The organism is Flavobacterium algoriphilum, from assembly GCF_048158655.1.
In the GTDB taxonomy this organism is placed as follows: domain Bacteria; phylum Bacteroidota; class Bacteroidia; order Flavobacteriales; family Flavobacteriaceae; genus Flavobacterium; species Flavobacterium algoriphilum.
In genome coordinates this window covers 69,923-84,742 of the sequence record NZ_JBLNKY010000005.1, presented here as the reverse complement: position 1 = coordinate 84,742, position 14,820 = coordinate 69,923, and the positions used below count along the sequence as shown (strand labels likewise).

Below are 14,820 nucleotides of genomic sequence, written 5' to 3'. Positions count from 1 at the left end.
ATGAACACTCAGTGCGACAGAAAACTAAAGCTTTATTTTTGATACAACAAAGATTGATTTACTTCAAAAGTAATGGTATCATCATCATTGACAAAGTATTTTAACAACACTTCTCCCCAAATTTCGCCATCACTAAAATCAGCAATAATCCAACGATGATTTAAAATTCTGACTTTATTGATGATGAATTTATTAGCCCCGATTTTATCCTGACCCACGTAAGGATTCCCCTTAGGATTTGAATTATAATCCAATAATTTCTCAGTTACAAAGGGAATTAATTTTTCATATTGAATTATCTTTCCAGAGTTCGAAGATTCAAAATAATTTTGGGCATTTTCATTTTTTTCCAACGAGAAATAGTTAGCGTCAGTTAATTTATTTTTAACCGAATTCAAGCTATCTTTCAACTTTGTAGTTACCTTTTTATATCTATCCTGTTCAAAAGTTACTTCCTTACTCAAGAACATATACGTGTAAACATTAAATAATAAAGCTAGAATAAAAGCGTAAAGTAATAATGATTTTTTCATTTTTAAGACTGATTAAATTGTAATTTCTAGATTATCATACGCAAGAAAAACGTTCTCTGGAAGTTTTTTTTGTACTTCTTCATGAAAACCAAGAATATGACTGATGTGGGTAATATAGGCTTTTTTAGGTTGAAGCAAAGTTATAAAATCTAACGCTTCCTGCAAATTGAAATGCGCAATGTGAGATTCTTCACGCAAAGCGTTTATCACCAATACTTTTAGATTTTTCAATTTATCTATTTCGCTTTCTTCAATTGTTTTCACATCTGTCAAATAAGCAAAATCATCTATTCTATACCCAAAAACCTGAAGACCTGCATGCATTACATCAATAGGAATAGCCGTTTTATCGCCAATAGAAAAGGGTTGATTATTGACCACTTCAATTGTTTCTACAGATGGTGCTCCAGGATATCTATTTACTGTTTCAAAAACATAATCGAAACGCTTTTTAAGATTATCAATTACCCTGTGATGCGCATAAATGGGAATCTCGCCTTGTTTAAAATTGAAGGGTCGAATATCATCTAAACCGGCAGTGTGATCTGAATGTTCATGAGTAAATAGGATTCCGTCTACTTTTTGGCAATTCGAAGAAAGCATCTGTTGTCTAAAATCAGGTCCGCAATCGATTACGAACGAATGGTTTCCCCAAGAGATCCAAACCGAAACTCGAAGCCTTTTATCCTTAAAATCAGTGCTTTTGCATACAGGATGATTACTCCCTATAATAGGAATTCCTTGTGATGTGCCAGTGCCTAAAAAATATACCTTCAATGCTATTAGATTTTTTTACAAAAATAGGGTTAATTCTCTTTCATTAGAAACCTATTTAATTAACTTTGTAACATATTAGCCATATTAAAATAAAATGGGTACTGAAATAAAACTAAAAGGTGACAAAGTCATCGAGCAAATTCCTTCCATAAAAGACAAAGCACTTCGTATCAACTTGAATGAAAATATCTACGGAACTTTCGCAGAAATTGGTGCTGGGCAAGAAACTGTAAGACATTTTTTTAGATCTGGTGGATCTTCCGGTACTATTGCAAAAGCGATGTCCGCTTATGATAAAGATTTTAGTGATGCCGTGTATGGTACAGAAAAAGACGGGCGCTACGTTACGGAAAGCAGACTAAAGAAAATGCTTTCTCATGAAGTAAACTTAATAGAACAGCGTTTAAGTAGAGAAAAACATCCTAACAAAATGTTTTTTAGTTATGCCAATACTGTAGCAACCATTGATTTTGCCAAACAATTCAAAGGACATGGATGGGTTGGAATCAGCTATCAAATTGAACCGGACGAGGATTATAACGAAATCATTATTCACATTCGTTTTAAGGAAACAGATGTTCGATTGCAACAGGAAACACTTGGAATTCTGGGTGTAAATTTAATTTATGGCGCTTATTATAAATACAACGACCCTAAACGTCTATTGCGATATTTATACGATCATTTAGATAAAGATCAGTTAGAGATAGATACAATTAATTTCTCAGGACCACGTTTTTCCGAGGTGGACAATCGTTTGATGAGTTTACAGCTGGTTAAAAATGGAATGACTGATGCGGTTATGTTTAATCCAGATGGAAAAAACATCCTTCCTGCAGCCATATTATACAAAAAAAATATTCTTGCTTTCAGAGGAAGTTTTCGTCCGGTTACTAAAGTAAACATGGACATGTATGAGAAATCATTAAAAATGTTTCTGAATGAGAATAAAGTAGAAGTCGATAATACACTTGTTATTTTTGAAATTACCCTTTCGAATTTACGTTCAGATGGTGAAATTGACGAAAGAGATTTTATGGATCGTGCCGAATTACTTTGTTCGTTAGGACAAACGGTAATGATTTCTAATTTTCAAGAATATTATAAAGTGGTGGAATATTTTGCCAATTATACCAAAGCTCGAATGGGATTAGCAATGGGTGTAAATAATTTAGTTGATATTTTTGACGAAAAATACTACCGTCATTTGAGTGGTGGAATTCTGGAAGCTTTTGGAAAATTATTTTACCGTGACATGAAAGTCTTTTTGTATCCAATGATGGGCGAAAATGGGGAAATCATCACTTCGGACAATTTGAAAGTACATCCTAGAATGAAAGAATTATACAAATTCTTCAAATTTAATGGTAAAGTTGTTGATATAGTAGACTATGATCCTAATATTCTGGAAGTATTCTCTCGTGAAGTACTCAACATGATAAGCCAAGGAAAACCAGGTTGGGAAATTATGCTTCCTTCCGGTATTGCCGAAATTATAAAAGAACATCACCTTTTTGGATATGATCCAATTAAACTATTGAAAGAAAGCAATTAATCGTTTACAAAGCAAAAGAAAGTGCCAAGAAAAAAGATATTCTAATAGTCTTATTTCTTGGCTCTTTCTCTTTATTTATTTTTAAGATTATTTCAGTATTTGAGCAGCATGTGCTTTTGTTTTTACATCCGAGATTACTTCATCTATAATTCCGTTTTCATCTATCACGAAAGTAGTTCTGTGAATCCCGTCATATTCTTTTCCCATGAATTTCTTTGGTCCCCAAACCCCAAAAGCTTGAATTACTGATTTATCTTCATCAGCCAATAATGGAAAAGGGAAATCATATTTTTCTTTGAATTTTGCCTGTGCTTTTTGCGCATCGGCGCTTACACCTAGAATTTCATAATTATTAGCTTTAAAACGCTCATAATTATCTCTTAAATCACAAGCTTCTGCAGTACATCCCGGTGTATTAGCTTTGGGATAAAAGAATACAACTAGTTTTTTCCCTTTATAATCGGCTAATTGATGTAGCGTTCCGTCTTGATCCAGAGCAGAAAAATTGGGGGCTTTATCTCCTTTTTTTAATGTTGTCATTATTATATTTTATTTGTTGAATTGAAATTGAATTTTGCTATTGAGTTTGAAATTGTTTTTCTTTACAAACCAAATTTAATGAATAATGAATAAACAAGAACGTGTAACGTTTGTTATAAATACGTTAAAAGAATTATATCCTACAATTCCTATTCCGCTAGACCATAAAGATCCTTACACTTTATTGATTGCCGTTTTACTTTCGGCACAATGCACAGATGTTCGCGTGAATCAAATTACACCTTTGCTTTTTGCAAAAGCGGATAATCCGTACGATATGATAAAAATGTCAGTGGAAGAAATTAAGGAAATCATACGGCCTTGTGGCTTATCGCCAATGAAATCTAAAGGTATCCACGGTTTATCTCATATTTTAATTGATAAACATGGTGGAAAAGTGCCGCAGAGTTTTGAATTTTTAGAAGAGCTTCCGGCAGTTGGGCATAAAACTGCAAGTGTGGTGATGTCTCAAGCTTTTGGTGTTCCGGCTTTTCCTGTAGACACACATATTCATCGATTAATGTACCGTTGGAATTTGACCAATGGAAAAAATGTGGTCCAAACAGAGAAGGATGCTAAGCGCCTTTTTCCGGAGAAAATATGGAATGATTTACACTTACAAATCATTTGGTATGGACGGCAATATTCACCTGCACGTGGTTGGGATTTAGATAAAGATATTATCACCAAAACGATTGGTAAAAAATCAGTTTTAGATGAATATGATAAAAAAAAGAACTCCTAAAATAGGAGATTCCACTAATTTTAAAGAAAAATTAGTGGAATCCGGTTATTCAAGTCCTAAAAAATAGAATCTTGAATTTTTTCGATACATTAACAACCAACACTTAAATTGACTTTTATTAATTCGCTATAATTTCGAAACTTTTATCTTCTATTTTTATTATGGTTAACGCCTTTGAATAATTCAATAAAAAAGAAACGATTTCTTTCCTAGGCTTCATCCTTTTAGTAACTTTTGATTCTCTGGAGTAAATTTTTGCCATATTGTAATAAATTTGTTTTATATTACAACGGAGCAAGTTTCGTTTTATTGTTAATTAGTCAAAACAATTTGATGCTTATCTATAACTTTTCTTAAATTCATTAATGCATAACGCATTCTACCTAAAGCAGTATTGATACTAACTCCAGTTGTTTCAGAAATTTCTTTAAAACTCATATCCTGATACATTCGCATTACCAAAACTTCTTTTTGATCTATGGGAAGCTCTTCGATAAGTTTTTTCAAATCCATTTCGACTTGTTCCGATATTATTTTGTTTTCTATTGTAAGTGAGTCATCGGACATTATTGAAAAAATAGAGAATTCCTCTGTTTCTCTAAACATGGGCATTTTTTTAGTTTTTCGATAATGATCCACAATAAGGTTATGTGAGATTCTCATCACCCATGGCAAAAACTTCCCTTCTTCATTATAAGAATTTGATTTTAAGGTTCTTATCACCTTAATAAAGGTGTCTTGAAAAATATCATTCGAAATATCTCTATCAGAGATTTTAGAATATATAAACCCATAAATTTTTGATTCGTGTCTTTTAATTAAAGATGCTAAGGCATCTTCATTACCTGCAACATAATCCTGAACCAATAATGCGTCTGGAAGTTGTGTACTAGCCATAGTTATACTTTTTAGTTTTTAATTAAAATCGAGAGTTTTCTCTAAAAAGTAGTTTTGTAATATAGGCTAGTGATTAATTAGGGTTATTTTAATGGTCAAATTTAGCAAATAATTATTTTAACAAACAAATAAAATTAATAAAAATTAACATTTGAGAAATAAAAATGTTAATTATTAGGCTAAGATTTTACATTTGGGTGATATAAATTTACGCAATAATAGTTTAATAAAAATATTATTTTTAAACTATTGTGCTTTAAGAATTAAAAAGAATAACTAAAAAAAAATTTAACAAGAAATTTAATTATAATAAAGAATTCTGAGAACCATATTTCTGATTTCATTCCATTTAACGATCCAAAATTTGTGATTTGTTCAACCCCTTTTCTCCGATGAAAATTGATTACTTTTGTAAAAATTATTGTTTTTATGCAAGTTGACCTTTCTACATTAGATCCTAAGAAAAATATTATAATCAAAGGCGCACAAGTACATAATTTAAAAAATGTAGATGTTGCGATTCCTCGAAATAAATTAGTTGTAATAACGGGACTTTCTGGATCCGGAAAATCAAGCCTGGCATTTGATACTTTATACGCCGAAGGACAACGCCGTTATGTAGAAAGCCTATCCTCATATGCAAGACAATTTCTTGGCCGTTTAGACAAACCAAAAGTGGAATATATAAAAGGGATTGCTCCTGCAATTGCTATTGAACAAAAAGTAAACACTACTAATGCCCGCTCTACGGTAGGAACTTCAACTGAAATTTATGATTATATAAAATTATTATTTGCTCGAGTTGGAAGAACTTATTCTCCTATTTCAGGACGAGAAGTAAAAAAAAATACGGTTACTGATGTGGTTACCGATGTGAAAAGTTTTGACATTGAAAGCAAATGGTTACTCCTTGCTCCTTTACATCTGGAAGAAGGCCGAAAACTGGAAGACAAATTAAAAGTACTTTTACAACAAGGATTTGCAAGAATTCTGGTTAATAATGAAATGGTTCGTTTAGATGAAATCGACCAACATTCTTTAGACAATAAAGACATCAAGCTCATTATTGATAGGATTGTTGTCAATCCCGAAACCTCGGGAGAAGAAGAATTCTATAATCGACTGGCTGATGCAGTGCAAACCGCTTTTTTTGAAGGGAAGGGAATTTGTTATTTGCAGGAATTAAATTCGGATAAAACATTTTCTTATTCTAATAATTTTGAGTTGGACGGTATTACTTTTTTGGAACCAAATGTACATTTATTCAGTTTCAACAATCCTTACGGTGCTTGTCCTGTATGTGAAGGTTACGGAAATATAATAGGAATTGATGCCGAATTAGTGGTTCCTAACACTACCTTATCAGTATTTGAAAACGCTATTTTCCCATGGAGAGGCGAAAGTATGAGTTGGTTTCGGGACCAATTTGTAAACAACGCCTACAAATTTGATTTTCCAATCCACAAGCCTTTTTATCAATTATCGGAAGATCAAAAAGAATTGATATGGAATGGAAACAACTACTTTCAAGGCCTGAATGATTTTTTTAAGGAATTAGAAGAAAAAAATTATAAGATTCAAAACCGTGTAATGCTTTCTCGTTATCGCGGTAAAACCAAATGTTATTCTTGTAAAGGAAAACGCTTGCGAATAGAAGCTTCTTACGTTAAAATTAATGATAAAACCGTTTCTGATTTAGTTGATTTACCAATTAAGCATTTAGTAACCTTTTTTGAAAGCATTAATTTAGATGTTTATGAAAAGCAAATTGCAAAACGATTATTGATAGAAATCAATAATCGGTTATCCTTTTTAACTGAAGTTGGTTTGGATTATCTTACTTTAAATAGAAATTCAGCAACACTTTCCGGAGGGGAATCACAAAGAATCAATTTAGCAACTTCATTGGGAAGCAGCTTAGTGGGTTCTATGTATATTCTTGATGAACCCAGCATTGGTTTACACCCAAAGGACACAGAACGATTGATAAAAGTATTGCTATCGCTTCGTGATTTGGGCAATACCGTTATTGTAGTCGAACACGACGAAGATATTATGAAAGCAGCCGATATGATTATTGATATTGGTCCTGAAGCAGGAACTCTAGGTGGTTATTTAGTGGCTCAAGGTACTTATGATGAAATCCTGAAATCGACTTCACTTACAGCAAAATATTTAAATGGTGATTTAGAAATTTCTGTCCCTAAGAAAAGAAGAACTTTCAAAAATTTTATTGAAATAAAAGGAGCCCGAGAAAATAACCTACAAAACATTGATGTTACTTTTCCATTGGATGTATTGACGGTTATAACAGGTGTTTCTGGAAGTGGAAAAAGCACATTGGTAAAGAAAATTTTGTTTCCTGCCATGCAAAAAAAGCTAGAAAATGCAGGCGAAAAAGCAGGTCAATTTACTGAAATGACTGGTTCATTTTCGCAAATTAAGCATATTGAATACGTAGATCAAAACCCAATTGGAAGAAGTTCTCGTTCTAATCCAGTCACTTACATTAAGGCTTATGATGACATCAGGGAGTTATATTCCAAAGAAAAATTATCAAAAATAAGAGGATATCAGGCCAAACATTTTTCTTTTAATGTTGATGGCGGAAGATGTGAAACCTGCAAAGGGGAGGGTTCCATAAACGTAGAAATGGTTTTCATGGCTGATGTACAATTGCCTTGTGAAACCTGTAACGGAAAACGGTTTAAAAAAGAAGTTTTGGAAGTTGCCTTTGAAGGCAAAAATATAAACGATATTCTTACGATGACCATTGATGATGCAATTGCATTTTTTACCAATCATAAGCAAGCTAAAATCACTCAAAAGATTCAACCGCTGCAAGATGTTGGATTAGGATATGTGCAATTGGGACAATCCTCTTCTACTCTTTCAGGTGGAGAAGCGCAACGTATAAAACTTGCTTCATTTTTAGTAAAAGGAGCCACAAAAGACAAAGCACTTTTTGTATTTGATGAACCTACTACAGGATTACATTTTCATGATATTAAGAAACTATTGGCTTCATTTGATGCTTTGATAGACAAAGGGCATTCGATAATTGTAATCGAACACAACCTGGATCTTATAAAATGTGCCGACTGGATAATTGATCTGGGCCCTGAAGGAGGGGAAAATGGTGGGAAATTATTAGCTGTGGGAACTCCTGAAGAAATAGTAAAAATAAAAAAATCAATCACTGCTAAATATCTCAAGGATAAATTATAAAAATCTATTCAGAATAGCATTTTTCTTCAAATGTATTTCCATCTTCATCGATAGCAATTAATATCTTTTTTTCTCTGGAGGACACGTACGTTAAATAAATCCAAGCTATGGACCATAAACCTAGCGTAACACAACAAAGTAAAAAATTAAAACCGTGGTCAACTGTTTTTGCATCTTTTGATAAGACCGCAAATGGCAGTGCATCATTTCTTTCAGTAATAACAAATCCATTACTAATTTTAGTAGCTATAATAGTAGAAAATTTCTGTAGACTTTCTTCGTTTATGTATTGGTTGCTTTGCATAATTATTGGGGTAAATTACTTTAGCTATTTAGTGTTTTTTTCAAAAATATTTTGTAAAATATCATTGGCAAAAATAAGGGCGATATCTTGCCACCGCAATACCCACTTTTAGTGATTTTTCAGTATTTTTTACAATTTGATCTTTATGTTTAAAACCCAAAATAGAGTACAAATATATTTTAAAAAGGCTTTTTAATATTACATAATACTTAAAAAATATTGTATAATTCACACTATTCAAAATCCTCTATTAATTTAAAAACAACAAATTAAATAAAAACCTAGAGTTACTATTTTTTAGTCAATTGATCTGAAGAAATATTGTTAAGCTAAAAAAACTTTAACTTAAGCGATTTTTAAAACCAACGTGAATTGCTGTAATTAAATCAAAGTCCCTTTATAGACGTCTTTTTTTTATATAAAATTAAATCTAAATGTGAGAAAGATTACAAAAAATTCAAAACACCTTTTAGCAATTGGTTACAAAAACAATTTGATATAAAGAAAATTATTTTAAAGCTACTTTCTAAACTTTTTCAACACATTATTCATTACTTGGTTTATTTCGGTAGAAATAGCAAATTTATAGTTGATATAAACATATAAAATGGTCACTAAAGCAGATTTTAATCCAATACTAATTATCGGATGAAAAGGAAACTGCCAGAAATAAAACAGTAAGAACAACACAAACGTAATTGCTATAGAATACAATGTTTGAGTTGTAAAAGGATATAAATCCAAACGCTTAACCACAAAAATCAATTTGGCAAGGCTATATAATGTTATCGATAATAAAGTGGCAAAAGCAGAACCCATAATACCATAAATAGGAATAAAAATCATATTCAGGACTATGGTTAAAATTACCAATGCGACACCTAAAAACAAAACCGTTTTATAATATTTTGTATTGAAAATAATGGCGTTATTATTCCCTAAAATCAAATCGAAATATTTAGAGATTCCAATCATAAAAACAACCAAAATACCTCCGCTATAATCCTTCGGAACCATTTCATACAACTGATTGATATTGACAAAAATACCCAGCATAACCAAACCGCCTACAACTTGTAGATTAATCGAGGTTTTTTTATAGAGATCATTTAGCTCATCATGTTTGTTTTCATGCATTAATCGTGCAGTAATAGGATAAACGATTTGATGCATTGCACGACTTGGAACAGATATCACTAACGCAATATAAGTAGCAACAGAATAAAAGGCAATATTCTCAATATGCATGTATTGATTAAGAATCATTTTATCCCCATCCAAAAGTAAATTAGCAACACTTCCTGACAAAATAATATAAAAAGTGTACGTCAATATTTCTTTTGTGTTTTCTGGAATTGTAAACTGAAAAGTGGGTTTCTGGATACTAAAGGCATAAAACATCGTCACCAAAAACGCCAAAAAATACAATCCTGCTGTCGCATATACGAACCCTTCAACGCTAAGCCAATTATAATAAACTCCAATTAACAGAAAAAACGAAAACAATCGCAACCCTACTTCTTTAATAAAATTTCCAAAAACAGAATGCATGTGTACACGTAACCAAGCATAAAAAATTTCGAAATATGCCATACACAATCCGATAAATGGTATCAACCAAATATAATTTTTGACAATTGCATTCTTTTTTGACAAGAAGAATAAAATCTCATCATAAAAGAAAAGCCCAATTAATAACATTGGAACTATTAACAGAAAAGGGAACAAAACCGTAAAGGATAAAAACCGAGATTTTTCTTCTTCAGTTTTATATTGAGAATAAAATTTAACCAATGTATTTTGCATTCCAATAGCAAACAATGGCATAATCACATTAGCACAAGAAGTCACGTAATTAGTCAAACCATAAAAAGTTGCTCCAAGAAAAACAGGATACAAATAAATGGTATTTATACCACCAATTCCAAAACCAATATAGGTTATTATCGTATTTTTTAAAGACTGATTTAATACTATTCCCATTATTGAGGTTAGAAGTTAGAGGTTCTGTTTGTCTGAATTGATCAATTGTGATAATTCTTTGGTAAGGTTTTTTCTGGAATAACGTTGTAAACCTACTCCATTTACTTCTAATTTTCCTTCCAGAAACTGATTATAAAAATCCAAAATTACACTTTTTAGTTTCACTTTCTCGGAATAATTAAAAAACACACCAGTATTCGTTTCCGTTATGATTTCGGCAAAATCAGAACCATTTGGTCCAATCGCTATTATGGGTCTGTTAGAAACCATATATTCAAATAATTTTCCCGGAATAATGCTTTTGGTATCCTCGGAATCAATTTCGATAAGCAATAAAACCTGCGATTTTCTTTGATGGGCAATCGCTTCCGCATGGGAAACATAGCCCAAATTATTCAAATACGGATTTAAGCCAAATTGAGTTAAGGTTTCCAATACTTCCTGACTTACTGCGCCAATTAATTTTATGTCTAAATGTGATTTGAAATCCGGAATTTCATCTAGTAATTCAACGAAGCATTCCCATAAAATTAGAGGATTTCTTTCCGACAAAAAAGAACCAATGTGAGCCAAGCTAAATTTCGTATCCAATGTTTGTTTTTCAACATTTTCAATATCGTAACCATTGGTTATTACGGCAATGGGCTTGCTTGTAATGGCTTGAAATTCGGTTTTAGTGGTTTTACTGGTTACAATAATAGTATCAGCAGCATTCAAAACCTGCTGTTCTAATGTTTTGTGTTTCTTGGCTGCATAGCCCGATAATCGTAAGGATTTATGATAACCAATCGTCGTCCAAGGATCTCTAAAATCAGCAAACCATTTTAGATCTAATTTTTGTTTTAATTCTAATCCAATGAGATGCAAGCTGTGTGGCGGTCCCGAAGTAACAATTGTATCAATATTATTTTCTAGAATGTATTTTTCTAAGTAAGAAACCGATGGTTTTACCCAAAAAACACGGGCATCAGGAATAAAAAGATTACCACGAATCCAAAGAAAGGTTTTATCCAGAAGGCTTTGTTTCTTTTTATTTGGAATAATTCCTGAACTGATTTTTTTTGTTTTGTTCTTCGAAAAAAAAGAAGCCAATTGATACGGTTCAAAAATTTTATGTTTCAGAATAATTGCCGTGTCTGAAACTTCTTTTATTAAATTTTCATCCACAATTGGGTACGTTGGATTCTCTGGAATAAACACAATGGGTTGAATTCCAAAATCCGGCAGATATTTTACAAATTTCAACCAACGCTGCACTCCTGGCCCCCCAGCTGGCGGCCAATAGTAAGTAATTATTAATAGTTTCTTTGGTTCCAAGTTTAAGGTTTAAAGTTAATATACTAATTTAAATTCTAAAATCTTAAATCGTTAATCAACAGTCTTAAATCCTTTTTTTCTTTCAAAATAAATCCCTCCAATTAACAGCAACAACATTCCTATTGAGCTAAAGAGTGTAATTGTACTTCCCGTTTTTATAACTTGTGGCTCAAACTTGAATTCTACAATATGTTTTCCCGCAGGTATAACAAGAGCTCGTAGTGTATAATCGGCTCTTATATGAGGAGTCAATTTGCCATCAACATAAGCATTCCAGCCTTTTCCATAATAGATTTCAGAGAAAACGGCTAAACCTTCATTCCCATTATTCGACGTATATTTTAAATGGTTCGGTTTGTATGAATCCAAAATTATTGTAGCCGAACTGTCTTTGGCGAAAGCCGTCTTTTTAATTTCAAATTCTTTTTGATTGACTACTGCCACATTTTTAGAATCCAAACTATCCAATGCTTTCATTTCTTGATCAGCAGAATTGACTGCTTTTACCTGACTCACAAACCAGGCGTTTCCATTGGCGATAGGATTTGACGTTGGAAATTCTTTTCCTTCTTTATCCGTTTGAATTACATATTTTACGTCCAACATATTAAGGATTTCCATATTGTTTTTAGCAATTTGGTAATCAAATAATTGTTGCATTCTTCGTGGTTTAACCGCATTATATCCCCCAATAGATTTATGGAAATAAGAAGTTCTGGCGCTTGATAAATTACCGCTTACTTCAAAAACTCTGTAGTTTGTTGTATCTTTTAGAATTTGAGCATCTGCAGGTGTTTCCTGAAATGGCACTTCTACTTCTCTTCCACTAACAAAATCTTTACTCGAAACGTATTTTTTATCGACAAAAAACAAGTCGAAAATCATTAGAAGTCCTACCAAGATTATCGCTGTATTTTGAGCCAATTTATTTTTTATAAACAACCATAAAATACCTGCTGAAATTAAAATAAAGAAGCCAGAACGCAATAAATCCGCACTGTACAAACTCATTCTGTCCTCCTTAAGCGCACTCACAAAATCTGGTCCGTAACTTTCGAGATAATAACTATCATTCCCACCGGAAAAGCTGAACAAACTTTTGCACAAAAACAAAATCAGAATAACCCCTAAACTAAAAGTTCCAGCCTCTAATAAGGATTTCTGCTGTAGCTTCGGATCCTCTTTTTCTAATTTAAAAAAGGATTGTAATCCCATTATCGCTAAAACTGGGAAACATAATTCTAAAATCACCTGTATGGAAGAAACCGCTCTAAACTTATTGTACATTGGAACATGATCAATAAAAAAGTCAGTCAAAGCCGGTAAATTTTTACCCCAAGAAAGTATTAATGCCACAATGGCTCCCGAAAGAAATACATATTTAATTTTTCGTTCATCAACAAACAAAGCCAAAATTCCTAAAAAGAAAACTACAGCACCAATATAAGCTGGTGCCGCTACAATAGGCTGGTCTCCCCAATAGGTTGGCATTCCAGAAACAAAATCTTTAGCTTGAGCCTCTTGCACTCCTTTACCAATCATAAAATCATACATTTTACTATCCGTTCCCAGAGCTTCATTATTAGAACCTCCAAAAAGTCTTGGAGCAATAAGATTGAAACTTTCGGCGATCCCATAACTGTATTCTGTAATATATTCACGAGTCATAGCACTACTAGTAGTCATTTTTGATCCGTCAGGATTAAAGGTTAATTCACTCTTTCCCCGAGTACTAAAATCCGCATATTCGGCTGTAGCCAATAAATTAGTTGCATTAGAGCCCAAAGCAAATATACCAGCCACCGCCAGAACGCCAAACGAATACAAAAGTGATTTATATTGCTTCGCTTTTACACCCTGATAAATAAAATAACCGGAAAGTATCAATAAGAAAATTAATAAATAATAGGTCATTTGAAAGTGGTTGGCATTAATTTCTAATGCCGTGGCAAACATTGTCAGCAAACCACCTAAAATGTATTTTTTTCTAAAAACTAAAATAAAACCAGCAATAACGAGCGGCATATAAGCAATTGCATGCGCTTTTGCATTATGTCCTACCCCAAGTATAATGATCAAATAAGTGGAAAACCCAAAAGCCAAAGCCCCAAAAAAAGCTTTCAAAGGATCGATTTTCAAAACCAACATTAACCCATAAAAACCAAGAAAATACAGGAATAAATAATCGGCGGGACGCGGTAAAAATCGCAACGCATCATCAATCATTCCAATGTAATCGTGAGGGTATTTTGCGCCTAATTGATAGGTGGGCATTCCACCAAAAGCGGAATTGGTCCAATAAGGTTCCACATGATCCGAGGCTCTAAAGTCGTTTTGCTCTTTGGCCATTCCCGTGTATTGAGCAATATCCGATTGGAAAATTTGTTTTCCTTGCAATACAGGATAAAAATAGATTAGAGATATTAGTACAAAACCAAGTATGGCCAGCGCGTGCGGATAGAACTTATTTATTATTTTCAATTTTTGAAAGTTTGGTTTAAAGTATGAGAGCTGCGTTTTTTTTACGGCAAATTTAATCTATTTCTTCGTAATCAACATATTCTCCTACTTTTTTGGTTTCACGAGGATTTTTGGCATTGTCAGCATTGTAAATCACTTCATCTTTGCTCTGTGTTGTTTTCCAAGAATTATCCTGCGCATTTTGTTGCTGTTGTTGAAAATTTTGCCCAGCCTTTTCTACTACTTTTTTAACTAATAAAGGCAGAAATAACTTCGCCAAAAATTTAAAAATATAATAGAAAGCAAGCATATAAAAAAGTGCTTTTATAAAACCGGAAAATGAAGCAGTTTGCATAAACGTATAATTTTTTTCAAAATTAATAAATCAAACGTTCAAAATTAAAATATCATTCTTAAATAAATAATAAAATATAGTACATTTGAAAAGCGTTATTACTTTTTAACTCAAAAAAAAAATAAT

Annotated in this window: 12 protein-coding genes; 3 read left to right on the top strand and 9 right to left on the bottom strand. The window is 32.4% G+C overall.

Features of this window, described 5'->3' with window-relative positions; genetic code table 11:
- Window positions 1–32 precede the first annotated feature (32 nt).
- Window positions 33–533 (bottom strand): hypothetical protein, encoded by a 501-nt coding sequence (locus ACM55G_RS10075; RefSeq protein WP_416843796.1) that lies wholly within the window; start codon window positions 531–533, stop codon window positions 33–35.
- Between the two features lie 12 nt (window positions 534–545).
- Window positions 546–1,310: an MBL fold metallo-hydrolase gene (locus tag ACM55G_RS10070; RefSeq protein ID WP_416843795.1), complete on the bottom strand. Its 765-nt coding sequence runs from the start codon at window positions 1,308–1,310 to the stop codon at window positions 546–548.
- Between the two features lie 94 nt (window positions 1,311–1,404).
- Between ACM55G_RS10070 and ACM55G_RS10065 the strand changes: the two genes are divergently transcribed.
- Window positions 1,405–2,865 (top strand): TonB-dependent receptor, encoded by a 1,461-nt coding sequence (locus tag ACM55G_RS10065; protein WP_416843794.1) that lies wholly within the window; start codon window positions 1,405–1,407, stop codon window positions 2,863–2,865.
- 87 nt (window positions 2,866–2,952) lie between these two features.
- On the opposite strand, the gene bcp is transcribed toward ACM55G_RS10065, so the two are convergent.
- Window positions 2,953–3,405, bottom strand: a complete 453-nt coding sequence (gene bcp, locus ACM55G_RS10060; RefSeq protein WP_416843793.1) for a thioredoxin-dependent thiol peroxidase — start codon at window positions 3,403–3,405, stop codon at window positions 2,953–2,955.
- A gap of 85 nt (window positions 3,406–3,490) precedes the next feature.
- On the opposite strand from bcp, the gene ACM55G_RS10055 reads away from it, so the two are divergent.
- Window positions 3,491–4,150: an endonuclease III domain-containing protein gene (locus tag ACM55G_RS10055; RefSeq protein ID WP_416843792.1), complete on the top strand. Its 660-nt coding sequence runs from the start codon at window positions 3,491–3,493 to the stop codon at window positions 4,148–4,150.
- 312 nt (window positions 4,151–4,462) lie between these two features.
- Here ACM55G_RS10055 and ACM55G_RS10050 read toward each other — a convergent pair whose 3' ends face one another.
- Complete coding sequence (locus ACM55G_RS10050) at window positions 4,463–5,047, bottom strand: RNA polymerase sigma factor (protein WP_416843791.1); 585 nt, start codon at window positions 5,045–5,047, stop codon at window positions 4,463–4,465.
- A gap of 429 nt (window positions 5,048–5,476) precedes the next feature.
- Between ACM55G_RS10050 and uvrA the strand changes: the two genes are divergently transcribed.
- A complete protein-coding gene (uvrA, locus tag ACM55G_RS10045) occupies window positions 5,477–8,275 on the top strand; it encodes an excinuclease ABC subunit UvrA (protein WP_416843790.1) in 2,799 nt (932 codons plus the stop codon).
- Window positions 8,276–8,279: 4 nt separating this feature from the next.
- On the opposite strand, the gene ACM55G_RS10040 is transcribed toward uvrA, so the two are convergent.
- From ACM55G_RS10040 to ACM55G_RS10020, 5 genes are all read right to left on the bottom strand, one after another.
- Entirely contained in the window at window positions 8,280–8,579 is a 300-nt protein-coding gene (locus ACM55G_RS10040; protein WP_416843789.1) for a hypothetical protein, read from the bottom strand.
- A gap of 519 nt (window positions 8,580–9,098) precedes the next feature.
- On the bottom strand, window positions 9,099–10,562 hold the full coding sequence (locus ACM55G_RS10035) for a lipopolysaccharide biosynthesis protein (protein WP_416843788.1): 1,464 nt from the start codon (window positions 10,560–10,562) through the stop codon (window positions 9,099–9,101).
- 15 nt (window positions 10,563–10,577) lie between these two features.
- A complete protein-coding gene (locus tag ACM55G_RS10030; protein ID WP_416843786.1) occupies window positions 10,578–11,879 on the bottom strand; it encodes a glycosyltransferase family 4 protein in 1,302 nt (433 codons plus the stop codon).
- A 51-nt stretch (window positions 11,880–11,930) separates the two neighbouring features.
- Window positions 11,931–14,360 carry a YfhO family protein gene (locus ACM55G_RS10025; protein WP_416843784.1) on the bottom strand — a complete coding sequence of 810 codons (2,430 nt, stop codon included), beginning with the start codon at window positions 14,358–14,360 and terminating at the stop codon, window positions 11,931–11,933.
- 52 nt (window positions 14,361–14,412) lie between these two features.
- Window positions 14,413–14,694, bottom strand: coding sequence for a DUF4834 family protein (locus tag ACM55G_RS10020; protein ID WP_416843783.1), 282 nt, complete (start codon window positions 14,692–14,694; stop codon window positions 14,413–14,415).
- Between the last annotated feature and the right edge of the window lie 126 nt (window positions 14,695–14,820).